Raw genomic sequence first — 25,777 nt, 5'->3', positions numbered from 1 at the left:
TACTCGCACTATGGAAAGAGTCAATCGGCCCGACAAGCGAGCCGAGCGCTCACGCCGCACCCGGGCGAAGGTCATCGAGGCGGCTCGCGAGCTGTTCGTCGCGCAGGGGTACGGGGCGACGAGCCTTCAGGAGGTCGCGGACCGGGCGGGCGTGGCCGTCCAGACGGTCTACTTCGTCTTCCGCAACAAGCGCACGCTGTTCAAGGACGTGGTGGACACGTCCATCGCCGGGGACACCGAGCCTGTCGCCATCATGGATCGTGAGTGGTTCCGCGCCGCCTGCGCCGAACCGACCGCAGCGGGGCAACTGCGCGCGCACATCCGCGGCACTCACGAGATCCTGGGCCGGGTCGCCCCGATCATGCCGTTGATCGCGGCCGCCGCGGCCACCGACCCTGAGATCGCCGCACAGTGGCCGGACGGCCCCGACCCGCGTTACACCGTGCAGCACGCGGCGGCCGAGGCCCTGGCCGGCAAGCCCGACGCCCGTCCCGGCCTCTCTGTCGAGATGGCGGCTGACCTGCTGTTCGGCCTGCTCAGCCCGCAGCTCTATCTGATCTTCGTCCGTGACCGCGGCTGGTCACCGGACACGTGGGAAGAGTGGGCCCGCACCGCTCTGACCTCCCAGCTCTGCGCCGACCCAGGCTGAAGTGGACGGAGGTTTTGATCTAGCCGATGAGTGCCTCGGTAATCTGACGGGTGGTCTGCGCGGCGACCCTCGGGTCGACAGCGGCATAGGCGGTGTAGGCGTTCAGGCCGGTGGCGAGGGCCCAGCCGCGACCCCGGGTCCAGGTGGCGTCGTCCACGTCGAGCGCGGCGCGGAAGGCGGCCCGGCTGCCGGCCGACATCAGGGTGAAGGCGATCATCAGATCACAGGCCGGATCGCCGATGCCGAGCCCGCCGAAGTCGATGACCACGCTGAGACGGCCGTCGACGGTCAGCAGGTTGCCGGTGTGGAAGTCGCCGTGGAACCAGACGGGAGGGCGGTCCCATCCGGGAGCGTTCACGGCCGCGTTCCACAGTTCGGTCATGGCGGTGGCGTCGAACACGCCGCCGACCTCGGCGATGGCGGCTCGCGTCGCGCGATCCCGGCCCACCAACGGCGGGCCCTGGAGGCTTTCACGGGTCGCCAGGGCTTGGATGTCCTCGGGCGCGAACTGTCGCAGGGCTGCCAGGAATTCCGCCAGTCGGACGGCGGCCGTGGACGAGTCCGCCAGTGCCTCGACGGTCGCCACCTCGCCCTCCAGCCAAGAGGACACCGCCCACCGCCACGGATAGCCGAAGCCGGGCTCACCCACGCCCACCGGCACCGGGATGGCCAGGGGTAGTCGCGGGGCGAGCCGGGGCAGCCACTCGAGCTCCTTCTCGGCCTGTCCGATGGCGCCGCTGTGGCGGGGCAGCCGGACGGACAACTGCTCGCCCAGCCGGTAGATCACATGGTCCGAGCCGGCCGGATCCAGCAGTTCCAGCGGCAACGCGGCCCACTGCGGGAACTGCGTATCGACCAGCTTCCTGACCAGCGCGGCATCGATCGTGGGGCGGGTGTCCGTCGTTCTCACGGCTGCCAAGAACTCCTGCGATCGGCCCGCTCCGTGCGGCGGGCGGCTGAACCATCGCAGTGCACCGCGGCTCGCCTGTCGACCGAATTTCGGCAGGACCGAGTCAGCGGGAGCTGGGGGAAGAGCGCGCGAGGAGCTCTTGGGCCAGTCGCCTGCGTTCCGCCGGCAAACGGCGAGCAGTCATCGCCCGCTGCAGAAGATCAGGATCAAAGCCATGCGTGCCCATGTGGTCGAGGAGAGGCTCATATCGATCAGGTCGATCTCTCAGGAGCTCCGTGATCAACCGTAGTTCCAGGCGGACCACAGGAACACGATGAGAGCCGTACCTGATCAGGACGTAGTGCCGCCACGGACCGTGACCGGCACATTCCATCCCATCTGAGTCGACCTGCTCTTCCATGGTGCTCATGCCTACGGCGACGCCGTTCACGTCGTAATCGGTGAAGTACTGCGAAGCTTCGGGAAGCCAAGAGGCGGCGTAGAGGCAAGGAAACGATGAGAGGGCGCCAGCGAACGCGTTCACGTCCTCTCGTCGAGTCACCAGGAGGTCGATGTCCCCGACGGGGAGATGGACGCCTTGCAGAAGAGCGGCACTCGTGCCGACCACGCGATATACCGGGTCGGCGCCCACGGCTCTCAGCGCAGTTAGGGCCGTGTCCAACGCCGCGGTTACGTCCGCCGGTCGCAGAGACGCGTCGCCATCGCCCATGGAGATCAGCGTATCGATGTCCGAGTCGCTGGAGCCGTCTCTGACGACTGCCGGAGGATCTGCATGGCCGACATGGGAAGGATCGGTCGACGGCCGTCGCGACACGCCTGCACTCAGGGTTGCGTCAACCTCACAGGGAGCTACTGCTAGAACCCATCTGTGGAGCAACCGCGTGCTCCGGTGCAGAGGAAAGAGGAGTTCCCTGATGTCCTGGCAGAGATTCCGAGCGCAGGGTCCCGCCCGCAACGTCCGGCGAGCGTTTCCGGCCCGGCTCCTGGTCGCGGCGAGCCTGGCGGCCGGCGTTGTGACGCTTCCGGCCCTGCCCGCCCAGGCCGCCACCGTGTCCGTGAGGTGCTCGGTCTCGGACCTCGTCAGGGCCATCAGGAACGCCAACAACTCGCCGGGCCCCGACACGCTCAACCTGTCCCACAGGTGCCACTACCGCCTGGTGCGTCCTGATACCGCGAACCCCGCCAACGGGCTGCCGGCCATCACCAGCGACATCACGATCAACGGCAACGGCGCGGCGATCACGCGGGCCAAGACCGCCCCCGCCTTCCGCATCCTCCTCGTGGCCGGCACGGGCACGCTCACGCTCAACAGGACCACCATCAGCGGCGGCAGGGCGACGGACTGCCCCGGTGCGCCGGCCCCGCCCAATCCTCCCGGGCTGGTCTGCGGTGGCGGCATCAACAACCAAGGCACCCTGACGGTGAACCACAGCCGGGTGATCGGCAATACCGCCACGTCCGGGGTCTTCGCCGAGGGCGGCGGCATCGACAGCGACGGCACCGCGACCTTGAACAACACCGACGTCAGCTACAACACCGCCAGTTACACCGGCACCGACCCGAGCGCCGCCGCGGGCGGCGGGATCGCCAACGACGGCCCGATGACGGTCAGGCACAGCCGGGTGACCGGCAACACCGTCCACGTCACCAGGAGATCCCGTGACAGCTTCGCTTTCGGCGCCGGCCACGCCGCCTTCGCCGCCACGACGATCGTCCACAGCACGATCAGCGGCAACCGCGCCAGTGCCCCGGGCGGCACCGCGCGGGGCGCGTTGACCAGCGCGGTCGACATGACCGTGACCGACACCTTCATCCGGGGCAACACCGCCAGTGCCTGGCGTGGCACCGTGACCGGCGGCGGAGTCGCGTACACCGGCACCATGCTCATGACCCGCACTCACGTCACCGGCAATCGAGCCATCGCCGAGGGCGGCAACGCGCTGGCCGGCGGGATCCGGATCGGCCCAGGCGGTCAGCTCAACCTGCGCGACAGCGCGGTGATCGGCAACATCGTCAGTGCTCCCCGTGGCAGGAGCGCCGTGGGCGGCGGCATCGACAACTCCGCCGGCGGCACCCTGACAAGCAGCCAATCGAAGATCATCAAGAATGTCGCCACAGCTCTGGGCCCCGGCACGGCACGCGGCGGTGGCCTCTTCAACGCCATCGGCTCGGCGAGCCTGACCGACAGCGTCGTCACCGGCAACACAGCCGGCGACGGAGGCGGCATCTTCGAAGAGTCCGGCGCGGTCACGCTGAGCGACAGCGTGGTCAGGGGCAATCGGCCGAACAACTGCGCCCCACCCAACAGCGTCCCCGGCTGCGTCGGCTGACCGAGCCCGGCAGCTCAGAGCAGCGCCAGCAGGGACCTGGCGTTCGCGCCGCCCTGGCGGTCGCCGGTCTCCTCGAAGACCTCCAGCGCCGCCCGGGCCAGCTCGCGCGAGCGTACGGTCGCGCCCTCCGAACGGTTGACCTTCGCCAGGGCCAGCAGGGCCTGCGCGTCGAGCAGCCGGTCGCCGAGTCGTACGGCGATGCCCCTGGCCCGTTCGGCGGCGGCGCGCGCGTCCGGTCGCGCGCCCTGCGCCAGGTGTACGGCCGACAGCTCCAGCAGTGTGTCGGCCTGGCGGTGCCGGTCGCCGAGCTCGGCCAGGCGACCGGCGGCGGCCAGCAGCCGGTCGGCGGCCTCGTCCGGCCGGCCCGCGCGGCGCAGCATGACACCGAGGACCTGCTCGGCGTCGGCGGCGTCGCGCTGGTTCTCCGCCGCGTCCAGGCAGGCCAGCAGGGCACGCTCCGCCTCCGCCAGGCGGCCCAGCTCCAGGTGGACGCGGCCGAGCCGGCGCGTGGCGTGGGCGACCTCGCGGGCGTGTCCCCGGCTCCGGAACATCTCCACCGCCAGCCGGAGCCGCTCCTCCGCCCGCTGCCAGTCCCGCTCGGCCAGGTGCAGGTCACCCTGGTCCAGCAGGACGAGCGCCTCGCCCAGGCTGTCGCCTGCCCGCCGCGCCGACTCCATCGCGTGCCCCGCCAAGGCCCGCCAGTCGTCCAGGAACCGGTGCCGCTCCAGGTAGGGCGTCAGCAGGTGGGCCAGCCGCCAGCAGCCGTCGTCCAGCCCGGCGGCGCCCAGGTCGGCGACCAGGCTCACCAGGAACGCCCGCTCGGCCGCCAGCCACTCGACCGACTCCCTGATGTCCCTGGTCGCCACGGCCGTGGCCGGATCTCCCGACACCAGCGGGAACCGCGACGCCCGCACGCGCGACAGCGCCACGTCCGCCAGCTTCGCCAGCGTCCCCGGCGCCGGCTGCTCGCGCGCGAACAGCCGGGTCAGGTCGTGCAGCCGGTAGCGCACCTGCCCGGCCACGTCCACGCCGTGCGTCTCCAGCAGGCCCGCGTCCACCAGCGCCTCCGCCTGCCCGCCGAACAGTTCGGTCACCCAGTCGGCGAAGTCCGGCGCGGACAGCGCGCCCAGCCCGCGTAACGTCAGCCTCGCCGCCTCCGGCAGCCCGTCGAACCCGATCGCGAACACGCTGCGCACCGTCAGGTCGCCCGCGCGCAGCCGGTCGAGCCGCTGGTGCTCGTCCTCCAGCAGGCCCACCAGATAGTCGGCGGTCCACTCGGGGCGGGCCGCCAGCCGGGAGCCCGCGATGCGCAGGGCGATCGGCAGGCCGCCGCAGAAGCGCGCGAGCCGCCGCAAGGCGCCGTCCGCCGCCCGGCCCGAGCTCTTGACCAGCAGCTCCAGCGCCTCACCGTCGTCCAGCACGCCCACCGGCAGCCGCCGCGCGCCGGGCAGGCCGCCCAGCGGGGAACGGCTGGTGACGATCGTCGGGCACGAGGTCAGCAGCGGCCGTACCTGCGCCTCGCCGGCGGCGTTGTCCAGCACCACCAGGAGCTTGCGGTTGGCGGTGTAGGTGCGGAACAGCCGCTCGCGCTGCTCAGGCGCGGCCGGCATCGCCCGGGCCGGGCAGCCGAGCCAGCGCAGGAAGTCCTCCAGCACGGCCGCCGGGGCCGTGGTCTCGCGCAGGTCGGCGTACAGGATGCCGTCGGGGAAGTGGGGGCGCCGCCGCCACGCCGCGTGCACGGCCAGCGCCGACTTGCCCGCCCCCGCCTGCCCGTGCACCACGACGAGGCCGCCCGCCACGTCCTCCAGCAGCTCGGCCCGGCCGGTGAAGTCGGCCACGTCGGGCGGCAGCAGCACCGGCGGCCCGGCCGACACGTGCAGCGAGGCGTCGTCGTGCAGCATGCGATGGTAGAGCAGCTGGAGCTCCGGGTCCGGCTCGATGGCGTGGCCGCCGTCGAGCTGGTCGCGCAGCACCGCGTACGAGGCCAGCGCGTCCACCCGGCGCCCGCTGCGGTAGAGCGCCAGCATGTACTGGCCGCGGAACCGCTGCCACGTCGGGTGCTGCCGCGTCAGCTGCCGCAGCTCGGCCAGCAGCTCGCGATGGCGCCCGGCGTCCAGGTCGGCCTGCACCCGGCGCTCCAGCGCCAGCAGCCGCAGCTCCTCCAGCTCCTCGCGCAGCCGCCGGGTCTCCACCCACCGCTCGCCCTCGGGGTCCACGTCGTCCAGCGCCTCGCCGCGCCACAGGGCCAGCGCCTCCTCGTACGCGCCCCGGTCCACCAGCAGCCGGAACCGATCGACGTCGAGCTGCCCGTCGCCGAGGTTCAGCAGGTACGCGCCGGACACGGTGGTGATCGTCCCCTGTCCGATGAGCCGCCGGAGCTGCCCCACGTACCCGCGGACGAGCGAGTCGGACCGGTCGCCGCCCTCGTGCGGCCACAGCAGCCTGCGCAGCCGCTCGGCCGTCAGCGGCCGGCCCGCGTTGAGCAGGAACATCGCCAGCAGATCGCGATGCTTGCGCACGGTCGGGGTGCAGTTCTTGCCGTCGGTGTCGCGGACCTCCAGCGGGCCCATGATGCGGAACTCCACGGCTCCTCCCTATCAGGAAGCCCGCTCGCGCGGACGATGAGCGCGGGCCTCACCGCAAGGGCGGGTCGGCCAGTTGCGCCCGTTCGAGGGCCAGCTCGGCCCACCACTCGCCCGCCTCAGGTGACACGACGCCGCGCTCCGGGTCCTTCTCGCCGTCGGTGCCGCGCCGGCACCGGCCTCCTGACGTGCCCGCCCGCGCGATCCACAGGTAGGCGTCCACCAGCTCCTCGCCCGTCGCCGTGGTCGGCCGGTCGCCGACGCCCCTGCCCGGCGGGTTGCACCAGGTCTGCGGGTCGGGGTAGCTCCTGGCCGGGGCCCAGGAGCCCTGGCCGTTCCTGCCGGTGTCGACGACGAAGTGCGGCATGGCGGCCGGGTCCGCCCGCACGTCCGCGGGGCAGTCCTTCCGGCCGGTGGCGCGCCGGACGGCGACGCAGGCCGACAGCTTCTTGCCGTACGCGACGGCCTTCTCGGTGCGCTGGAAGCCGGCCGTGTTGACGAAGAAGCCGTCCGCCCGGTCGATGCTCGCGCCGATCAGGCGTTCGGCCATGGGTTCCGTGCCCGGCCAGAGGTCCTGGCCGCCGTCGAGGTAGACGGCGGTGTTCGGGTTGGACTTGAGGGCCTGGACGGCCTGGCGCAGGTCTTCGTAGCGCTGATCAGAGGAGCCCTGGGGGTCGCAGTTCGCCGTGCCGGGCAGCCTGGCGAGGCTGCCGGGCTCCAGGATGACCGCCGCGCGCGCGTCGCCGATCTGGGCGGCTATGCCCTTGATCCAGTCGTGGTAGGCGGCGAGGTCGGCGGAGGCCGCAGGGCCGCACTCGCTGCCCGGCAGGCGGTTGATCAGGAACACGGGCACGGCGTCCCGCTGCCCGGCGGCCGTGACGGCGTCCTTCACCTTGGCGCCGGCCTCGGGCTTGCCGAGGCGGATGGCGTACGGGATGGCGGCCAGTTTCGTCATGAGCTCGGCGTCCTTCGGCCGGTCCTCGGCCCAGAGCTTCGCCTGGCGGTCGGCCTCCGGCTCGGGCGGGGCGTAGAAGCGGACGTCCTTCCCGGCCCGCAGGGGGTTCCGCGCGGCGGTGGTTCGAGAGGCCGCCGGAGACGGCGTGTCGACCGTACCCTTGGCCGTCGGATCCCGGACGCCCTGCCCCTGCGACGCGAACGCCGCCGCCACCCCGGCCGTGGCGACGACCACGGCAGCCGCCCCGGCCACCCACTTGCGCCGGCCGTCCACGACGCGCGCCGCTTGTGCCGGTGCGGGTCCGGGGGACGAGGACCGGGGTGGCCTGGTCGGGCCGGCCCGTTCGGCGCTCCCGCCCGTGTCGTCCGGGGGAGCGACGGGTAACGGGATGGACGTGCTGAGGTGGTCCAGGATCTCCTGGGCGGTGGGACGATCCGCGGGCGTCTTGAGCAGGGCGGCCGCGACCACGTCGTGCAACTGGCCGGAGAGCCCGTGCAGGGCCGGGGGGTCGTTGACGATGCGGAGGAGCACCGTGGGCACCGAGCCCGAACCGAAGGGCGAGGCCCCGGCCGCGGCGAAGGCCACCGTGGAGCCCCACGAGAAGATGTCCGACGCGGAACCTACCTGCGAGCCCGAGACCTGCTCGGGAGACATGTACGCCGGCGTCCCCACGATCGCGCTGCTCATCTCCGCGTCGGCGAGGCGGGCGATGCCGAAGTCGATGACCTTGGGCCCCACCTGGGACAGCAGCACGTTGGCCGGTTTGAGGTCGCGGTGCACCACCCCCGCCCCGTGGATGGCCCGCAGCGCCACCGCCATGGACGCCGCCAGCCCGTCCAGCGCCGAGCCCTTCAGCGGCCCCGACCGGCGCACGACGTCCTCGAGGTTCGGTCCCTCGACGTACTCGGTGACCAGGTAGGCCGTCTCGCCCTCGACGTCGGCGTCCAGCACCGGGGCCGTGCAGAAGCGGGCGACCCGCCGGGCGGCGGCGACCTCGCGGGCGAAGCGGCGGCGGAAGTCGGCATCCGCGCTCATCCTGTGGTGGATGAGCTTGACGGCCACCCGCGTGCCGTCCGGTCCCTCACCCAGGTAGACGACCCCCATCCCGCCCTCGCCCAGCCGGGCGAGCAGGACGTACGGCCCGGCCAGGCGTGGATCCCCGTCGCGCAACGCCACCAAGGTCATAGACCGTCAGGTTAGCCCGCGGCCGGTGGCCCTTCCAGACCTCACTCTTCCCGCCCGGTGCGAGCTACGGCGACATCCACGGCCGTAGCTTCCGCGGGTTGCGGACCGCCCAGATCCGGGTGACGCGGCCGTCGGCGACGTCGAACGAGGCCACGACCACGACTTCCCCGGCACGCCGGGCCACCAGGCCCGGCACGCCGTTGACCGACCGCTCCAGGAGTTCGAGCCCCGGCGCCTTGTCGGCGATGGCGACCATGTACTGAGCGATGCGCGCGCCGCCTTCGACCGGGCGCAGGACGGTGCCGACCACGCCGCCGCCGTCGGCGGTCATCACGGCGGCCGGGTCGAGGAGGTCGACGAGGGCCGCGATGTCCTTCGTCTCCCATGCCTCTTTCACCCGCCGCACCGTGTCGGCCTGCCCGGCCGCCGTCACGGGAGCGCGCGCGACGCCCACCCGCCGCCGCGCGGAGGCCGCCAGCTGCTTGCAGGCCGCAGGGGTACGGCCGAGGACGCCGGCGATCTCGGCGAAGGGGTAACGGAACACGTCGTGCAGGACGAACGCCACCCGCTCGGCCGGCGTCATCGACTCCAGGACGACGAGGAAGGCCATGGTCACCGATTCGTCCAGGACCAGCTGGTCGGCGGGGTCGGCGCCCTGGCCGTGGTTCCACTCGGCGCGGTCGGGCAGCGGCTCGGGCAGCCACGCGCCGACATAGCGTTCGCGCCGGGCCCGCGCCGATCCGAGCACGTCCAGGCAGATGCGGCCGGTCACCGTCGTCAGCCAGGCGCCGGGGGACACGATCTCCTCCTGCCGGCTCCGTGGCAGCGCGTACCAGCGCGCGTAGGCCTCTTGCACGGCGTCCTCGGCCTCGGCCAGCGAACCGAGCAACCGGTAGGCCACGTTGATCAGTTGGCGCCGCTCACCGGCCGTCTCATCGGTGCTGGCCGTCCCCACGCTGCCGACCGCCTTACCTTTCGCGGGCCCGCGTCGTCGGGCTGGTGAGACCTTATCCATGCACCGCCTCCGGGCGGAAAGGAGACCTTGTCATGGCCACCCAGGCGACGGCACAGCGCGGCCTCTCGTTTCTGCGGGTCGCGATCGCCCTGCAGACCCTGACCATCTTCCTTCAGGCGGTCTCCGCCGGACTGCTGCTGACCTTCTCCTACGGAGAGACGCTGCACAGCGCGGGAGCCCGCGTGATGTTCGGGGCGTCAGTGCTGTACGTGCTCGCGGCGGTGCTGGCGTGGAAGCCGGGCGGCGGCTCACCCCGGCCCGTCTGGCAGGCGGCCGGCTTCCTCGCCCTCGCTTCCGTCCAGGTCGTGCTCGGCATCGCGCACGTGCCGTCGGTCCATCTCCCTCTCGGCGTCCTGATGTTCGGGCTGAGCGTTCTGGCGCTGGCGCGGGGTCCTCAGGAACCTCTCGGAGTGCGGTGAGCGTCCTCCTCCGCGTCGGCCTGCTCGGGCGAAGCGGGCACCACGATCTCTTCGGTGTCCTTGTGACGGGTCACCCAGAAGTACACCAGCGCCCCGGCGAGCAGCACGATCGAGGTCCACTGGTTGATCCGCAGGTCCAGGAACATGACCGCGTGGTCCACCCCGCCGACCGGGTCGATCCGCAGCCCTTCGATCCAGAACCGCCCCAGCGTGTAACCGGCGACGTAGAGGGCGAACAGGCGGCCGTGGCGGAGCGTGAACCGTCTGCCGGCGTAGATCAGGGCGAAGCCGAGCGCGACGTTCCACAGCGACTCGTACAGGAATGTCGGGTGGTAGAGCACGCCCGGCTGGCCGCCGTGCGCCTGGTCGATCTCCAGGCCCCACGGCAACGTGGTCGGGCTCCCGTACAGCTCCTGGTTGAACCAGTTGCCCCAGCGGGCGATCGCCTGCCCGAACGCGATGCCGGGCGCGACCGCGTCGGCCACGGCGCTGACGGACAGTCCCCGGCGGCGGCAGGCCAGCCACACGCCCACGCCTCCCAGGGCGACCGCGCCCCAGATGCTCATCCCGCCTTCCCAGATGAACAGCGCCTGGTAGGGCTCCTTGATCGCGCGCGGGCCGAAGTACAGCTGCCAGTCGGTGATGACGTGGTAGAGGCGGGCGCCGATCAGGCCGAACACCACCCCGGGCACCGCGATGTCGGTGATCGCGCCTTCCTCGCCGCCCCGGGCGCGCCAGCGCCGCTGACTGAGCCAGACGCCGAAGGCGATGCCGACGATGAAGCACAACGCGTACGCCCGGATCGGAATGAATCCGAGATGCCAGACACCTTCGGAAGGGCTGGGAATCGAGGCGAGGGGCATGACCGTGACGGTAGCCGATGCGGCCCCGATTCGTCGCGTGCGCGATTCGTCCGGGGTGAGGTCGTCAGGCGATGTCGAGGACGGCCTTGCCGTGCAGGCGGCGGCCCAGGAGGGCGTCGATCGCCTCGGCGGCCTTGTCCAAGGGGCCGCGCCAGGCGATCTGTGGGGTGAGGACACCCGCGGCGACCTTGGCGGCCAGCCAGGTGAGGTCGGGGCCCAGGCCGGACTCGCCTGGCAGGTAGAAGGACACGATGGAGCGGTCGTGGCCGCGGTCGCCGGACAGCATCGGGTACGGGAAGCTCTCGCCCTCGCCTGTCACCCGGCCCACCGCGACGAGGGTGCCGCCGGGGGCGAGGCGGTCGTAGGCCGCGACGAGGTGGTGACCGCCCACCATGTCGAGGACGCCGTGCACCGGTTCGTCCACGTTCTCCGGGCCGGCGAGCACTTCGTCGGCTCCGAGGGCGCGCAGAGTGTCGCCGTGCGCGGCGGGGTCGCCGGTGGAGGCGATGACATGGGCGCCGGCCAGCCGGGCGAGCTGGACGGCGTACCGGCCGACGCCTCCTGTCGCGCCGGTGATCAGCACCCGCCTGCCGAGGACCGGGCCGAGGCGGCGCAGGGCGCGCAGGGCCGAGAGTCCCGCGACGGGGATCGTGCTGATCGCGCCGGGGTCGGCGCCCTCGGGCACGGTGCCCATCATGCCGGTGTGCACGGCGCGCTGTTCGGCCCAGGCGCCGGCCATGCCGAGGGTGATCACGGGGGTGCCCGCCGGTGGGCTCGATCCGTCGCCGGCGGGCCGGACCACCACTCCGGCGGCGTCCCAGCCCAGGACCGCGCCCGCCGGCGCCCCCTGCCGCGCCAGGGACGCTTCGCCGTGGTTCAGGGACGTGGCGGTCACGCGTACGAGAGCCTCGTCCGGTGCGGGGACGGGGTCGGGCGTCTCGCCCAGGCGGAGCCCGCCGGGGGCCGCGGGGTCGGTGATCAAAGCGCGCATGGTGGTGCCTTTCGTCGAAGTGCGCCGACATGGCTCACTATAACGCCACTCAGTGGCATAAACCTCCTGTAGGCGTTAGCGCATCCGTTACACTTGGAGGGGTGGACAGCACCACACCGACCCGCCCGGCCGTACTCGCCCGCCGGGTGATGACCGAGGACGAACTCCGTGACCTGCCGCTGCGCGAGCGGAAGAAGGCGCGGACCCGGCAGGCCCTGATCGACACGGCGCTGGAGCTGTTCACCGAGCGGGGCTTCGACGGCGTGACGCTCGACGAGCTGTGTGACGCGGTGGAGATCTCCAAGCGCACGTTCTTCCGCACCTTCACCAGCAAGGAGGACGTGGCCGGCGCGCCCACGCACGATCTGTGGATCGCCTTCCTCGACGACATCGAGTCCCGCGACCCCTCCGGCGCCGCGATCCTGCCGTTCCTGTGCGACGCGCTGCTCTCCGTCATCGACCGGATGCCCGCCGAGGGGTGGACCCGCCGCGTCCTGCTCAACCTGCGACTGGCCGACAAGACCCCGTCGCTGGACGCGCACTGCCGTTACATGTGCGACCTCATCACCCGCACCGCCCTCGACATCCTGTCCCGCCGCTTCGACGTGCCGCCGGAACGCGACGATCCCCGTCTTCGCCTGGCCCTGGACATGGCGGTCGCGGCCTTTCACCACGCCCTGGAAGGGTGGGCCGCCGACCCGGCGGAGCCCACCCGCGCCTCCCTGACGGCCCGCATACGCGACACCTTCACCGCCGTCCCCGGCGCCTTGACCCTGACCCTCACGCCCCGCTGACTACGAAGAGTTCTTCGACGCTTCGTACGGTGACCGCCTTGTGGATCCACGCTTCGAGCGTTTCCTGGTCGGTGCAGCCGAGGATGCGTTCCCGCGTCTCGTCGGACACTTCGAGGCCACGTGTCTCGAGAACCATCAGGATCGCTTTGGCCTCTCCTCTAGCCTCTCCCTTGGCTTCTCCCAAGCTCTCGCCGTGGGCGATCCAGCCGCGTACCCACGGGTGCTTGATCTCATCCAGGACGGCCACTGCGATCTCCCTGAACTTGGTGACAACGGACTCGGGCAGCAGCGCGAGTACCAGATCAGAATAACTCCGCTGCTCCTGGGGCAGGTGCTGCTGTGAGTCATGCAGTACTTGCAGGACTTTGAGGCCTTCGTCGCCATCGCCGTGCACGACGGCGGACAGGGCGGTCAGCTCGGGCTCGGCGATGGCGCGGGCGATATCGGTGATCATGGGCACCTGTTCCGGGCCCACCACCACCGGGCAGAGGATCCAGCCGGGATGCCCCATGTCGATATGAGTGGCGCACCTTCTGGCTTCCGCCGCGTCGGGGCAGAAGACGAGAAGGACGCAGGGACACTTGAGGCGCGCCCGCAGCGTGGCCAGATATACCGGCCACGACCAGTGTTTTCGTCTGTCGTATCTGCGTTGCACCTCCAGTACGACGGCGAAGACTCGCTTGTCGTCGACCATGGCGACGACCGAGTCCGCGCGGTATTCGGTAGGCCGGCAGTCGTTCAGGTCGGCGCTTTCCAGCCGGGCCTCCTTGAACGCGGGCACCTTGAGGCCGACTTCGGCCAGCAGGGTCGCGACCAGGGAGGGTCGATGGCGGACGAGTTCGATGAGGAACTCGTGCTCCTGCGTCAGCATGCCTGAATATTACTCACAGCTACTGCTTGTTTACTGTGAGTTTCGGCTGTTCGCTCAGTTGCGTTCGAGGGTAAGGAGTGGCTCGGAGAAGACGGGTGCCGGGGCGTCGGGGTCCGCGGCGACCGCCTGTTCGAGGCGGCGGAAGCCGGTCTCCAGGTCGTCGGGGCTGAGCTGGGCGAAGAACGAAAGGGTACGCAGGCGCAGTCGTTCGAGCATGTCGCCGAGGGTGCCGTAGGACGGTTCGGTGACCGTGCGAAAGTCGGTGACGCGCCAGCCGTCCGACGTGAACATCGCGATGACCTCGTGCAAGGGCTGGAACAGGGCGGCGTCCACCTCGTAGCCGCGGGGGAAGTGTTCCAGCCACCACGGCCTGGGGTGGTGGTCGCTGAAGTTGGCGCGCAGCAGGAGGCGCCCGCCGGGCCGGAGCACCCTGGCCAGCTCGCGGGCCGCGCGTGGTTTGTCCTGGACGTGGTGCCAGGACAGGAACATGAGCGCGTAGTCGGCGCAGGCGGACGGCACCGGCATGTCCTCGGCGGAGCCTGCCAGATAGCGCACCTCGGGATGGCGGGACTGGGCCTGCGCTGTCTCGCGCATGCGGACCGACGGCTCGACGCCGGTGACAGGGCCGAACGCGCGCGCCAGTGCGGGGGTGAACCTGCCGGTCCCGGAGCCGACGTCCAGCCCGGCGAGCGGGCGCCTCTCGGGCAGCGCCGCCTCGAAGGCGCTGATCCATGTCCGCCGTTGCTCCTCGTTGAGCGCCCGGCCGCGCGCGTAGTCCTGGTGCTGCTCGGTGTCGTAGTCGATCCGCCTCATCGCAGCTCCCGCCTCACCGGGTCACCCCGATGTATCGACTTGATATATCGGGACGATATGCAGGATCACGCCACGACGCAAGGTCACGACGAGGGCAGGCGCACGGTCATCGTCAGCCCGCCTTCCTCGCGCGGTTCGGCCACGACGGTGCCCTGGTGGGCCTGGGCCGTGGCGCGCACGATGGACAGCCCCAGCCCGGTGCCGCGGTCGGAGCGCACCCGGTCGGTCCGCAGACGGCGGAACGGCTCGAAGATCGCTTCCAGGTCGTACGCGGGCACGGACGCCGCGCTCATGGTCCGCAGGATCGCGGGAGTCACCGACGCCAGCGCCACCGGCACCGTGGCCGCGACCATCCGCAGGACCGACCGCGTTCCCAAGGAGGACACGGGCGGACTGACCGTCCAGGCCACCTCCCTGGACCTGCTGGACACGCTCGACGGGCGCGTGGGCACCGGACGGTGGCTCGACGAGGCGATCGCCCGCCAGCCCGCGGTCGTCCTCGGCGCGGTCGCCGCCCGGAGGCTCGGCGTCACCCGTACCGGAGTCCAGGTGTGGGTGGGCGAGCGGTGGTTCACCGTGACGGGCGTGCTCACCTCGCTGCCGCTGGCGCCGGAGATCGACCGGGCCGCGCTGATCGGATTCCCGGTCGCGCGGGAGCGGCTCGGCTTCGACGGCCATCCGACGACTGTCTACGAGCGGTCGACCGAGGAATCGGTGGCGCGGGTCAGGGGCATGCTCGCCCGTACGGTCAGCCCCGAGAGGCCGCACGAGGTCGCGGTCTCACGCCCGTCGGACGCGCTGGCCGCCCGCGCTGCCGCCGCGGGCACCTTCACCAACCTGCTGCTGGGGCTCGGCGCGGTCGCGCTGCTCGTCGGCGGGGTGGGCGTGGCCAACACGATGGTGATCTCGGTGCTGGAGCGACGCAAGGAGATCGGGCTGCGCCGGGCGCTCGGCGCCACGCGGGGGCAGATCAGGATCCACTTCCTGACGGAGTCGCTGCTGCTGTCGGTGCTCGGCGGGGTGGCAGGACTCGCGCTCGGCGGCCTGGTGACCACGGGGTACGCGCTGTCGCGGGGCTGGCCGCCCACGGTGCCGCCCTGGGTGCTGGGGGGCGCCTTCGCCGCCACGCTGGCCGTCGGTGCGGTGGCCGGGATCTACCCGGCGATCAGGGCCTCCCGGCTGGCTCCCACGGCGGCCCTCGCGGCAAGCTGACATCCGGCCGGGAACGTGGAAACGCTCCCGGCAGGACACCTATGACCGGAGTCCCGGTGCCGAGAAGAACACCGGAATCTTCAGGACATCCCTACGGCCGGGCGAGGGCGTACATCTTCGTGGAGCCGACCTTGATCGTGGTGCAGTAGTACTCGGGACCCGCGGAGTTGGCGTCGGAGTTGCACTGCTTCGCGCCCGCGGTGGTGTACGGATACCACCTGACGACGACCTGGGCGGAGGCCGGGGCCGGAGCGAGGACGACGGTCATCGCGGCGGCGGCGATGGCGGTCGACAGGCCTAGAGAGATACGCCTCATGGCAACCTTCATGCGCGAATCCTTTCGAGGTATGGAGCCTTGCGGAAAGACGACGGTGAACGCCGATTCCGACGGCCCTATCCACGGAATTTCGGTCCGAGCCTATGGATGACGTGCCTGTTTTCCGCCTGTTTTCCGCACGAGTCAGAGGCAGGGACCGGTCCCCGCGCAGCCGGAGGGATGCCCTGATCTGGGGCGATGTCGTGATCTTTCCGCCTGTCGGCCCTACACTCGTGCGGAGTCAGGAGGTGGGGAGGGGGCAGGGAGCCGCTGATGGCAGGTGGGGACGCTTCCGCGCCGGCGACGCTGTTCCGCCTCCTCGGGCCCGTCCAACTGGAGGCGGGGGCCGAACGGGTCACCTTCTCCGGCAAGCAGGGAGCCCTCCTCACGGCCCTGCTGCTGCACGCCGATCGCGTGGTCTCGACGCAGCGGCTGGCGGAGGCGGTCTGGGGCGAGCCGTTGCCCAGCGGCTCGGCCTCCCGGGTCAGGATGCTCGTCTCCGAGGTGCGCCGTGCCTGCGCCGCCCTGGGAGCCGACGTCATCGCCACCCAGCGGCCGGGCTACGTCCTGCGGCCGTCCCCTGGAGGGCTCGACCTCGCCTGCTTCAACTCCCGGGTGGCGCTCGCCCGCGAAGCGGTGGCCGAGGGCCGGTCCGAGGAGGCGCTCGGCCACTTCGACCGGGCGCTGGGCTGGTGGCGGGGCGCCCCGCTCGCCGGGGTCACCGGCTCGTTCGCCGAGGCGCAGGCCGAGTGGCTGGACGGGCTGAGACTCGACGCGCTGGAGGAGCGGCAGTCCGTGCTGCTGGCCCTGGGCAGGAACACCGACGTCGTCACGGAGGTCCGCGCGCTGGCGGCCGAGGCCCCGCTGAGGGAACGCCTCCACGGGCAGCTCATGCGGGCGCTGTACGAGAGCGGACGGCGCGGCGAGGCGCTGGAGGTGTACCGGCAGTTCCGGGACCGGTTGGTCGGCGAGCTGGGCCTGGAGCCCACGAACGAGCTCCAGCGGCTGCAGCGGCTGATCCTGCGGTCCGACGCGGGCCCGCGCGAGCGACCGGGCACGGACCGCGCGCCGCGGCGGGACGAGCTGCCCGTGCTGCCCGTGCCCAGCCAGCTTCCCGCCGCACCCGCGTCCTTCACCAACAGGAGCCGCGAACTGCGGGAGCTCGACCGGCAGCCGGCCTTCGGCGCGGACAGCGTCGGCGTCGCCGTGATCAGCGGGCCCGGCGGCATCGGCAAGACCTGGCTGGCGCTCCACTGGGCGCACACCCACCGCGACCGCTATCCCGACGGACAGCTGTACGCGAACCTCCGGGGTTTCGACGACGCCGAGGAGCCGGTGCCGCCGGGCACCGTGCTGCGGCACTTCCTGGGAGCGCTGGGCGTGCCCCCCACGGTCATCCCCGTGGAACAGGAGGCGCAGGCCGCGCTCTACCGTTCCGTCCTGGCGGAGCGCCGGCTGCTCGTCGTGCTGGACAACGCCAGGGACAGCGCCCAGGTGACGCCGCTCATCCCGGGAAGGCCGGGCTGCACCGTGCTGGTCACCAGCCGCAACCGGCTCGTGAGCCTGCACGCCACGCACTCCGCCCGGCTGCTGGAGGTCGGCGCCTTCTCCGACGAGGAGGCCCACCACATGCTCTCCCACCACCTCGGCCCGGAGACCATGGCCGCGGACCCCGCCTCCGTCGGCGTGCTGCTGGAGCACAGCGGCGGCCTGCCCCTGGCCCTGGGCGTGCTGGCCGCCCGTGTCAGCGCGCATCCGGGCTTCCCCCTGGCCGTTCTCGCCCGGGAGCTCCGCGATCCGGCCACCAGGCTCGACGCGCTGCAGACCGGCGATCTGGGCGCCGGTCTGCGTGCCGTGTTCGCCTCCTCGTACGCGGCGCTGGACGCGCGGGCCGCGCGGCTCTTCCTCTTGCTGGGGACGGCCCCGGGCCCCGAGATCGGCCTGCCCGCGACGGCCGCGCTCGCCGGGCTCCCGCCCGCCGAGACCCGCGCCCTGATCTCCACCCTCGAGACCGCGAACCTGGTCCGGCAGGTCTCCCCCGGCCGCTACTGGATGCATGACCTCGTCCGGCTGTACGCCGCCGAACAGGCCGAGGCCGACCTGCCCGCCGGCACGCGGCGACAGGCTCTGGTACGCCTGATCGAGGCCTACATGGCGATGGCCTGCGCAGCGGACCGGGTGCTCTACCCCCACCGCCCCGCCATCGCGGCCCCTCCCTGGCAGGGGGACGACCCGGCCTTCGAGGACGCCACGGCCGCGCTGGCCTGGTTCGAGACCGAACTGCCGTGCCTGCTGGTCGCGCACCACCTGACCCCCGGGCTGGGCATGGACGCGGCGGGCTGGCAGCTCGCCTGGGGCATGAACACCTTCCTGCTGCGCCGCTCCTTCAACAGGGAGCGGCTCGCCTCCTGGGAGATCGCGCTGGCGGCCGCGGACCGGCTGGACGACCCGCACACCACCGCCGTCGTCCACTGGCACACGGGATACGCCCACGCGGCGGCCGACCGGATCGACGAGGCGATCGACCACCTCGACCGGGCGCTGGAGCTGTTCGAGCGGGCCAGGGACTGGTCCAGGCTGGCCCAGGTGCACCACACGGTGGGCTGGATGTGGAGCGTGCGCGGGCAGCCGCGGCGCGGGCTCCGCCACGCGCGGGCCGCGCTGCGGCTCCAGCGCGAGGCGGGCGACCCCATCTGGGAGGCCAACGCCCTCAGCGCCGTGGGCTGGATCCGCCTGCAGCTCGGCGAGCACGAGGCGGCGCGCGACGCCTGCGAGCGGGCACTCACGCTCTTCCGCCGCCACCACGACCGCGGTGGCGAGGCCGCCACGCTCGACAGCCTCGGCATGCTCGCCTTCCGCCAGGGCGAGTACGAGCGCGCGCTGGAGTACTACGGGCAGTGTCTCGACCTGCGCAAGATCACCGGGAACGCCTTCCAGAGCGCCGACACGCTGGTCGGCCTGGGCGACGCGCACCACGCGCTCGGAGACGACACGGCGGCGAGGGACGCCTGGCGGGACGCGCTGGCCCTGTACGAGTCACAGCATCGCCGTGCCGAGGCCGAGCGGGTGCGGGAGAAGGTCTCGGCGACGCGTGATTGACAGGGGCGGCCCCGCGCTCGGTCAGCGGAGCGCGTCCACCGGCTCCATCCTGGCGGCACGCAGCGCCGGATGGAGCCCGGCCAGCAACCCCACCACGGCTCCCACGACGGGCGCGGCGACGGCCAGGCGTACGTCGAGCAGCGGTGTCCACTGTTTGGCCGCGGACACCGCGACGATCGTCACCACGCCCAGGCTCGCGCCGATCACACCGCCGGTCAGCCCGATCAGCGTCGACTCGAGCAGGAACTGGGCGGCGATGTGCCGCCTGGCCGCGCCGAGTGCGCGGCGCAGGCCGATCTCGGTGACCCGCTCCATGACGGTGACGAGGGAGACGTTGGCGATGCCGACCGCGCCGACGACGAGCGAGACCAGGCCGAGGATCATGAACAGCGCGTTGACGTCGTCCTGGGCCTGGTCGCGGGCCCTGGTCGGGCTGGGCGGGGCGACGACCTGCAGCATGTCCTCGTTCCCCGGGCTGAGCGCGGCCGGCGCCTGTCGGGTGATCAGCCCGGTGGCGCCCAGGCTGGTGTTGACCAGCACCCTGTTCACGTCCCGGAGACCGAACCGCCGGCCCGCGGTGTGCGGGACGATCACGGCGGTGCTCAGGTTCCGTTCGCGGCGCAGGTCGCCGAGCACCCCGATGACGGTGTACGCGTGCTTTCCGATGAAGACGGCCGGCGCCCGGTCGAGCGCGGTGACGCCGAGCATCCTGGCCGCCTGGTCGCCGAGCACCGCCACCCGGTCGCCCCGCCTGACGTGCCCGCTGTCGTAGAACCGGCCCCGCACCATCCGGCCGCGCGCCGCCTCCGGCAGCCCGGTCGTCGCGGCGAGCACGGTGAGGGACTGCGTGGTGACCCGGGTCGGGTCCACGATGTCGGTGGACCGCACCGACAGGTTGGCGCCCTCCTTCGACTCGGCCACGGCGGCCGCCGACTCGACCCCGCGCAGCCGGGTCAGCCGGTCGACCGCGGTCCATCCCACCAGCGGAGCGTGCGGCGACTCCGGCACCTCGACGGTGATGGCGGTGGCCACGAGCTCGTCGAAGCGGCCGACGATCTGGTTGCCCGCGGTGGCGGCCACGCCCAGCGTGACCACGAGCGTGGTGATGCCGAGCACGGTGCCGAGCGTGGTGAGCGCCGCTCGGACGGGTCTGGAGAGCAGCCCGGCGGCCGCCTCGCCGGCCAGGTCCCGGAAATCCATCAGGCCTCCGTCAGCATGCCGTCGGTGATCCGGACCCGGCGCTCGGCGCGCTCGCTGACTTCTCGCTCGTGCGTGATGACCACGATCGTCAGCCCTTGCGTCCGCAGCCCGGCGAACAGGCTGAGCACGGCCTCGGTGTTGCGGCTGTCGAGGTTGCCGGTGGGCTCGTCGCACAGCAGCAGGGCCGGCTCTCCCATGAGGGCCCGGGCGATGGCCGCGCGCTGGCGCTCGCCGCCCGACAACCGGCCCGGTGGGAAGCCCGTACGGTGGCCGAGGCCGACGCGTTCGAGCGCCGCCAGCGCCCGCTCCCGCCGTCCCCTCCGCGGCCGCCCGCCGTAGACCTCGGCGAGCATGACGTTCTCGGCCAGGCTGCGGTGGGGGAGCAGGTGGAAGGACTGGAAGACGAAGCCGATGCGGTCGCCGCGCAGCCTGGTGCGGGCGCCGTCCTTCAGCGTCGTGGTCTCGGTTCCGTCGAGGCGGTAGCTGCCCGTGGTCGGGCGGTCGAGCAGGCCCAGCACGTTGAGCAGCGTCGACTTGCCGGAGCCCGACGGGCCGACGATCGCCACGTAGTCGCCCCGGTCCACCCGGAACGACACGTCGTCGAGGGCGCGTACCGGAGGCCGGGAAGGGAACTCCTTCGTGATCGCGCGCAGCTCGATGACCGGCTCAGACATCGCTCACCACCACCCGGTCGCCTTCCTTGAGCTCGCCCGTCACCTCGACGTTCCCGTCGGCGGCCAGGCCCGTCCGCACCTCGACGTCCCTGGTCCTGTCGGAGGCGTACTCGACGCGGACGCGTGTCCTGCCGTCCGCGCCGGTGATGACCGCGGCGATCGGCACCACCAGCACCGGCTCCTCGGTCGCCCCGACCGTGATCCGCGTCGTCACCGCGGTCCCGGCCTTCAGTCCCTTCATCGAGGCGGGGGTGAGCAGGACAGGCCGGCCCCCGTCGGCGGCCGGTCCCGCGCTCTCGTTTCCCACCGCGGCCCGCTCGCCGACGGCGGTGAGCGTCGCCGGGAGCTTCCTGCCGGTGCCGGCCTCGATCTCGGCCCGCATGCCCGCCCGCAGCAGGCCCGACTCCGCCGCCTCGACCGTGCCCGTCACCATGAAGACGGAGCTGGTCACGGTCGCGACCTCGGCCTCGACGCGCTGCCCCGGCTTCACCTCGCTCTTGTGCACGCGGGCCGGCAGCTTCGGCAGGAACACCACCTCCCCTGGCGGTACGGACGTTCCGTACGTGCGCGCGAACTCGGCGAGCATCGCCTCGGCCGCCGCCACGTTCTTCCTGGCGTTGGCGACCTTGAGCCGGGCCGGCGCGAGCTGCCTGGCCTGGCGCAGCGCCTGCTCGGCCGTGGCCAGCGCCTCCCGCGCGTCGCGCACGGCCTTGCGCAGCTCGGTCAGCCGGGTATCGCGGCCCTGCGCGGCCTCCGCCAGGATCCTGCTCCTGGCCTCTCCCGCGGCGGCGAGCTCCGCCTCGGCGTTCGCCACCCGCATCTCCAGCAGTTCCCTGTCGACGGCCGGGGCCGTGGCCCGGGGGCCGTCCGACGGGGCGGCGGTGGGCTGGTCACCGGCCGCGGCGAGGGCCCGCCGCGCCTCCGCCAGCTTCTCCCGCGCCGTGCGCGCCGCCTCGTCGGCCGCCGCCAGCCTGGTCTCGTCCTCGGACGTGAGCCGCCGCGACCCGGCCTGCTCCAGCGCCTTCTTCGCCGCCGCGAGGTCGGCCTCGGCGTTGGCCGCCCTGAGCTTCAGCGGGGACACGTCACGGCCCCGGTCGAGCGCCTGGCGCTCGGTCGCGAGCGTCTCCCGCGCCGTCCGCACGGCCTGGCGCAAGGTGTCGTAGGTCTGCCGGTCGGCGAGTGCCGGCTTCTGGGCCTCGTACCCCTTGGCCGCGTACATCCTGGCGACGGCGGCGATCGTGGCCTGGTCGAAGACGCCGGTGCGCGGGCCGCCGTACCCGAGCCTGCGCAGCGCGCGTTGCAGTTGCCCGACGTCGGCGCCCTCGGCGCCGGGCGTGATCGTGCGGTGCATCGGCACGGCGCCGCGCAGGGCGAACACCGGGCGGCCGTTGACCTCCATGAGCACCGCGCCCTCCACGAGCCTGCCCTTGCGCGGTGCCCGGGTGGCTCGCTGCAGTTCTTCCCCGCCGCCGACGGCTCCGGCGAGGCTCACGGGCAGCGGCGAGCCGTACTCCACCGTGCCGCTGACCACCACGGCGCTGACCAGCCGGCGGCGTTCGACGGCGACGGTGACGAGCGAGGGCCGCGGCGCGGCGCGGCGGGCGGCCTCGTCCGCGGGTGAGCGCAGCCTGGCACCCAGGGCCCAGCCGACGCCGGCGATGACCACGACGCCGGCGAGAACGGCGACGAGAAGCTTGCGCGGGGACTTCATCGGACCCGCGGCCCGCCGATGGACGTCGTCACGGTGTCACGCCCCCGAACATCCGCGTCACCCTGTCGCTGATCTCCCGGTTCCTCGGCTCGTACGCGGCGTAGAAGTCCTTGCCGCACTCCACGTCGTCCAGGGCCGCCTTGATCTCCTTGTCGGCCCACTGCCGGGCCGTGGCGGGGGCGAGGCGCGGAACGATGTAGCGCCCTTCGCCGATGCCTTCCTCGGGGATGTCGTCGTTCAGGGCGATCCGCTTGAGCTGCTCCTCGAACGTGTTCGGGACCTGCCTGCCGATGTCCGCCGGCCTGACGGAGTCGATGCGGTAGCCCTTGCCCTTGAGGCAGTCGCCCATGGCCGCGGCCAGCTCGATCAGCTCGGGGTCGCCGTTGAGCTCGCGGTCGAGCGTCTGGTCGATCATCTGGTTGCGCTGCTCGGCCAGGTCCTCCGCGGAACGGACGACCCGGCCGGTGACCTTCTTGACCGCCTGGGCCCGGCAGGATTCGAGCGCCTTGTCGTAGGCCGCAAGCTGGGCGGGGGAGAGCTCGTTCTTGATGGTGAAGTTGGGGCTGTCCGACTCGCTCCAGACGACTTCCTTGAGGCTCGGGTCGGCGATGGTGGTGAAGATGCCGAACCCGCGCTTCCTGGCGATCGCCCGCATCGCCTCGTAGTCGCCCGAGGCGGCCTTGTCCTGTTCGTCGCCGGTCTTCGGATCGGGGGTCCAGGCGACGTACTTGAAGCCTTCCTGCTTCATGCAGTCGGCGATGGCCGACTGCGTGAGCTGAGCCTGGTCGGCCTTGCTGTCCTCGGCCGGCTGGGGCGCGGATCGGGTCTCGGCCGCGGAGGCGCACGCCGCCGTCCCGGCGAGACAGAGCGCGGCCAGACCCAGGAGGAATCTGTTTGGCATGCGCGGGACCATACTACGTTCAACGAAGTATGGTCAATCGAGGCAGTGGCGCCGATGCCTGAAGGGCGCGAACGCCGCGGCCAGGGCCAGCAGGACCAGCACGCCCTCGTAGGCCAGGTGCTGTTTCGTCAGCTCCGGCGCGTGCAGGATCATCCCGCCCGAGGTCGCGAGCAGGTAGACGCTCGCGGCGAACGCCCACCGGTGGTCGCGTGCCAGATATCCGCACACCGCCGCCAGGCCGAACGCCGTCACCTCCGCGGCCATCCTGCTCAGACTCAGGGGGTGACCCGCCTCCTCCGCCATCCAGGCCGGACCGGCCCAGGCGGCGGGCACGATCGCCGCCCACCACCACCATGACCTGACCCGCGGCGCCCGGCTCCGGGAGATGAGCACGAGCAGTCCGATCAGCGCGACCGCGTAACCGGCCGCCGCGACGAGCGGACTGCTGTCACCGAACAGCGGCCGGTCGCCGAGCGGGTTCGGATAGACCGGGAGCACGGTCAGGTCGAACGCCGGCCGCCCGGCCGCGATCGCCGCCGCCTTCACCCCGGTGACCAGCGTGAGCGCGAACGCCGTACGCAGCCGTCCGCGCTGGACGGCCAGCAGCGCGAGCGCCGACAGCAGCGTCCACAACGGCAGCGTGCCGGCGTAGGGCAGAAGCGCGGCCAGGTTCGCCGCCGTCACGGCGGTGACGGCCAGGTGGAGGCCGTCCGCCCAGGCGTTGCCCGTCGCCTGATGCAGGATGCGGCTGCGCACGCCGCCCAGAAGCAGGCCCCACACCTCCTTCGGCGGCGGGACGGTCCGTCCCGCCGCGTCGGCGAGCAGGACGTCGAGCAGTTCGTCGCCGTAAGCGGTGCGGTAGTGCCTCGGGTAGGCGAGCAGCAGCTTGCGGTAGCGCCGTTCCAGGACGGACGGGGCGGGTGGTTCGACGGCGGAGGCAGGCTTGACGATCGTCATGGACCGGCCGGGCGCAGGACGAGCGAGGCGGCCGCCTGCATCCGCCTCGCTTCGGCCTCCACCAGAGCCCGGCCTTCGTCGGTGATGCGGAAATAGCGGCGGTTGCGGCCGTTGATCAGCTCTTCGCGGTCCACCGTGATCACGCCGCGATCGTTCAGGCGTTCGAGGATGCCGTACAGCGTGCCGACCGACGGCTGGACCCGGCCTCCGGACAGCTCCTTGATGGACTTGCTGATCGCGTGCCCGTGCAGCGGCCCCGCGCGCAGAGCGGCGAGCACGAAGAACATCGGCTCGCTGACTTCGGAGGTTCCTCTTGGCATGAGGCCGACATTATTCCGTTCAACGGAGCATCTGCAACGCCGCTCATCCCCTCTGGCGGCGCACGATCTCGTCGATCCAGATGGGCGCGAAGGGGGACGTGCAGCCCGGGGGAGTCGGGTAGTCCTTGAGCACCTGCAGCCGCTCGCCGATGTCGACGGCCCGGGCGCGGTGCTCGGCGTGGTCGATGCCGATCTGGGCCAGACAGTTGTTCATCGCCCACTGCAGGCGGTCCGGGGCGTCCTTCATCTCCGCCTCGATGACGTCGAGCAGCCCCGCGAGGTCGAGGATCTCGGGCTTCTTCGTCACGCGTTCGGTGGTCAGCGCCCAGCCGGCGCTCGCGACCACGGGGTCCGGGTCGGCGGACCAGATCAGGCGCAGCTCCTCGGCGTGCGGGTTCTTCTTGACCACGTAGTTCACGAGCCAGTCGTGGACCTTGGGCGTGCGCGCCTCGCGCAGCATGGCGTCCAGCTCGTCCCGCCCGAACGCCTTCGGGCGGCAGATCAGGATCGCCACCAGCCTCGCCGCGGTGTCACCCGTCTCCCAGAGCCGGACCGAGAGCTCCTGCTGCGTCTTCAGCCGCTTCGCGAGCGCGCGCAGCTTGCCGAGGTTCACCCCGTGATCGTCACCGTGCTTCTCGTTGACCGCGCGGGTCTTCGGGTCCTCCAGCTCGGCCAGCTCGGCCATCACCTCGGCCGCCGTCGTCTCGGCCACCTCGGCCTCCTGTCCGGTTGCGTACGACGGGGCCACAGTCTCATCTGGCGCTTATATAAGTCAAGGCTGATTGAGTCGGGCCTCGGCGCACGCTTGAAAGTGGGTCGGTCCTGCCAGCCAGAAGCCGGTGCTCCGCGTCTTCTTTGCGGGATGTGTCTGTTGTAGATATCTGATATCGGCGCGGTCAGTGTTCAGGAGGGTGACATGGCGAATTCCTCTTCGAATTCCCGCGGATGGCTGGGGCCGCGATCTGTAGCTTTTTGGACGGTAATAGCAGGAATTGTCGGCATCCTATCCC

The 25,777-nt window shown here is 72.0% G+C and carries 24 protein-coding genes; 6 read left to right on the top strand and 18 right to left on the bottom strand.

Annotation, left to right across the window (positions count from 1 at the left end; translation table 11 throughout):
• The first annotated feature begins 10 nt into the window (after positions 1–10).
• Positions 11–649: a TetR/AcrR family transcriptional regulator gene (locus ABD999_RS22610; protein ID WP_148035883.1), complete on the top strand. Its 639-nt coding sequence runs from the start codon at positions 11–13 to the stop codon at positions 647–649.
• Positions 650–668: 19 nt separating this feature from the next.
• On the opposite strand, the gene ABD999_RS22605 is transcribed toward ABD999_RS22610, so the two are convergent.
• Positions 669–1,559, bottom strand: a complete 891-nt coding sequence (locus ABD999_RS22605; RefSeq protein WP_271277010.1) for an aminoglycoside phosphotransferase family protein — start codon at positions 1,557–1,559, stop codon at positions 669–671.
• A gap of 103 nt (positions 1,560–1,662) precedes the next feature.
• Positions 1,663–2,268: a hypothetical protein gene (locus ABD999_RS22600; protein ID WP_271277011.1), complete on the bottom strand. Its 606-nt coding sequence runs from the start codon at positions 2,266–2,268 to the stop codon at positions 1,663–1,665.
• A 205-nt stretch (positions 2,269–2,473) separates the two neighbouring features.
• On the opposite strand from ABD999_RS22600, the gene ABD999_RS22595 reads away from it, so the two are divergent.
• Positions 2,474–3,889 carry an autotransporter outer membrane beta-barrel domain-containing protein gene (locus tag ABD999_RS22595; RefSeq protein WP_271277012.1) on the top strand — a complete coding sequence of 472 codons (1,416 nt, stop codon included), beginning with the start codon at positions 2,474–2,476 and terminating at the stop codon, positions 3,887–3,889.
• A 14-nt stretch (positions 3,890–3,903) separates the two neighbouring features.
• Here the strand turns inward: ABD999_RS22595 and ABD999_RS22590 are convergent, their stop codons facing one another.
• The 3 genes from ABD999_RS22590 to sigJ form a co-directional block, all read right to left on the bottom strand.
• Positions 3,904–6,474: an AfsR/SARP family transcriptional regulator gene (locus ABD999_RS22590; protein WP_271277013.1), complete on the bottom strand. Its 2,571-nt coding sequence runs from the start codon at positions 6,472–6,474 to the stop codon at positions 3,904–3,906.
• A 49-nt stretch (positions 6,475–6,523) separates the two neighbouring features.
• On the bottom strand, positions 6,524–8,611 hold the full coding sequence (locus ABD999_RS22585; protein WP_271277014.1) for a glycoside hydrolase family 6 protein: 2,088 nt from the start codon (positions 8,609–8,611) through the stop codon (positions 6,524–6,526).
• 64 nt (positions 8,612–8,675) lie between these two features.
• Positions 8,676–9,566: an RNA polymerase sigma factor SigJ gene (sigJ, locus tag ABD999_RS22580; RefSeq protein ID WP_271277015.1), complete on the bottom strand. Its 891-nt coding sequence runs from the start codon at positions 9,564–9,566 to the stop codon at positions 8,676–8,678.
• Positions 9,567–9,658: 92 nt separating this feature from the next.
• Here sigJ and ABD999_RS22575 point away from each other — a divergent pair, with 92 nt between their 5' ends.
• The gene (locus ABD999_RS22575; RefSeq protein WP_271277016.1) at positions 9,659–10,045 is read left to right on the top strand and encodes a hypothetical protein; all 387 of its coding nucleotides are present in this window, start codon (positions 9,659–9,661) and stop codon (positions 10,043–10,045) included.
• On the opposite strand, the gene lgt is transcribed toward ABD999_RS22575, so the two are convergent.
• Both lgt and ABD999_RS22565 read right to left on the bottom strand, forming a co-directional pair.
• A complete protein-coding gene (lgt, locus tag ABD999_RS22570) occupies positions 10,021–10,908 on the bottom strand; it encodes a prolipoprotein diacylglyceryl transferase (RefSeq protein ID WP_271277017.1) in 888 nt (295 codons plus the stop codon). The two genes, ABD999_RS22575 and lgt, sit on opposite strands and share 25 nt — an antisense overlap.
• A gap of 64 nt (positions 10,909–10,972) precedes the next feature.
• Positions 10,973–11,899, bottom strand: a complete 927-nt coding sequence (locus ABD999_RS22565) for a zinc-binding dehydrogenase (protein ID WP_271277018.1) — start codon at positions 11,897–11,899, stop codon at positions 10,973–10,975.
• Positions 11,900–12,000: 101 nt separating this feature from the next.
• Between ABD999_RS22565 and ABD999_RS22560 the strand changes: the two genes are divergently transcribed.
• The gene (locus ABD999_RS22560; protein ID WP_271277019.1) at positions 12,001–12,693 is read left to right on the top strand and encodes a TetR family transcriptional regulator; all 693 of its coding nucleotides are present in this window, start codon (positions 12,001–12,003) and stop codon (positions 12,691–12,693) included.
• Here ABD999_RS22560 and ABD999_RS22555 read toward each other — a convergent pair.
• From ABD999_RS22555 to ABD999_RS22545, 3 genes are all read right to left on the bottom strand, one after another.
• Positions 12,680–13,564: a hypothetical protein gene (locus ABD999_RS22555; protein WP_271277020.1), complete on the bottom strand. Its 885-nt coding sequence runs from the start codon at positions 13,562–13,564 to the stop codon at positions 12,680–12,682. The genes ABD999_RS22560 and ABD999_RS22555 overlap by 14 nt on opposite strands.
• Before the next feature lie 54 nt (positions 13,565–13,618).
• A complete protein-coding gene (locus ABD999_RS22550; protein ID WP_271277021.1) occupies positions 13,619–14,377 on the bottom strand; it encodes a class I SAM-dependent methyltransferase in 759 nt (252 codons plus the stop codon).
• Positions 14,378–14,460: 83 nt separating this feature from the next.
• Positions 14,461–14,670, bottom strand: a complete 210-nt coding sequence (locus ABD999_RS22545) for an ATP-binding protein (protein WP_333485714.1) — start codon at positions 14,668–14,670, stop codon at positions 14,461–14,463.
• On the opposite strand from ABD999_RS22545, the gene ABD999_RS22540 reads away from it, so the two are divergent.
• Positions 14,669–15,589, top strand: coding sequence for an ABC transporter permease (locus ABD999_RS22540; RefSeq protein WP_271277022.1), 921 nt, complete (start codon positions 14,669–14,671; stop codon positions 15,587–15,589). The two genes, ABD999_RS22545 and ABD999_RS22540, sit on opposite strands and share 2 nt — an antisense overlap.
• 91 nt (positions 15,590–15,680) lie before the next feature.
• On the opposite strand, the gene ABD999_RS22535 is transcribed toward ABD999_RS22540, so the two are convergent.
• Positions 15,681–15,917 carry a hypothetical protein gene (locus ABD999_RS22535; RefSeq protein WP_271277023.1) on the bottom strand — a complete coding sequence of 79 codons (237 nt, stop codon included), beginning with the start codon at positions 15,915–15,917 and terminating at the stop codon, positions 15,681–15,683.
• A 261-nt stretch (positions 15,918–16,178) separates the two neighbouring features.
• Here ABD999_RS22535 and ABD999_RS22530 point away from each other — a divergent pair, with 261 nt between their 5' ends.
• On the top strand, positions 16,179–19,004 hold the full coding sequence (locus ABD999_RS22530; RefSeq protein WP_271277024.1) for an AfsR/SARP family transcriptional regulator: 2,826 nt from the start codon (positions 16,179–16,181) through the stop codon (positions 19,002–19,004).
• Positions 19,005–19,025: 21 nt separating this feature from the next.
• Here ABD999_RS22530 and ABD999_RS22525 read toward each other — a convergent pair whose 3' ends face one another.
• The 7 genes from ABD999_RS22525 to ABD999_RS22495 are packed head-to-tail and all read right to left on the bottom strand — an operon-like array spanning position 19,026 to position 25,479.
• Positions 19,026–20,204 carry an ABC transporter permease gene (locus ABD999_RS22525; RefSeq protein ID WP_271277025.1) on the bottom strand — a complete coding sequence of 393 codons (1,179 nt, stop codon included), beginning with the start codon at positions 20,202–20,204 and terminating at the stop codon, positions 19,026–19,028.
• Positions 20,204–20,878, bottom strand: coding sequence for an ABC transporter ATP-binding protein (locus ABD999_RS22520; protein ID WP_271277026.1), 675 nt, complete (start codon positions 20,876–20,878; stop codon positions 20,204–20,206). Before ABD999_RS22520 ends, ABD999_RS22525 begins: the two co-directional genes overlap by 1 nt.
• Complete coding sequence (locus ABD999_RS22515) at positions 20,871–22,589, bottom strand: peptidoglycan-binding protein (RefSeq protein WP_271277027.1); 1,719 nt, start codon at positions 22,587–22,589, stop codon at positions 20,871–20,873. The genes ABD999_RS22520 and ABD999_RS22515 overlap by 8 nt, the downstream gene beginning before the upstream one ends.
• Positions 22,590–22,617: 28 nt before the next feature.
• A complete protein-coding gene (locus ABD999_RS22510; protein WP_271277028.1) occupies positions 22,618–23,490 on the bottom strand; it encodes a hypothetical protein in 873 nt (290 codons plus the stop codon).
• 33 nt (positions 23,491–23,523) lie between these two features.
• On the bottom strand, positions 23,524–24,447 hold the full coding sequence (locus ABD999_RS22505; protein WP_148035861.1) for a hypothetical protein: 924 nt from the start codon (positions 24,445–24,447) through the stop codon (positions 23,524–23,526).
• A complete protein-coding gene (locus tag ABD999_RS22500; RefSeq protein ID WP_148035860.1) occupies positions 24,444–24,767 on the bottom strand; it encodes a PadR family transcriptional regulator in 324 nt (107 codons plus the stop codon). The genes ABD999_RS22505 and ABD999_RS22500 overlap by 4 nt, the downstream gene beginning before the upstream one ends.
• Positions 24,768–24,810: 43 nt before the next feature.
• Positions 24,811–25,479 (bottom strand): DNA alkylation repair protein, encoded by a 669-nt coding sequence (locus ABD999_RS22495; protein ID WP_271277030.1) that lies wholly within the window; start codon positions 25,477–25,479, stop codon positions 24,811–24,813.
• Positions 25,480–25,777: the final 298 nt, after the last annotated feature.

It is taken from the genome of Nonomuraea ferruginea (assembly GCF_039540635.1).
GTDB lineage: Bacteria > Actinomycetota > Actinomycetes > Streptosporangiales > Streptosporangiaceae > Nonomuraea > Nonomuraea ferruginea.
This window is presented reverse-complemented; position numbering and strand designations above follow the sequence as displayed.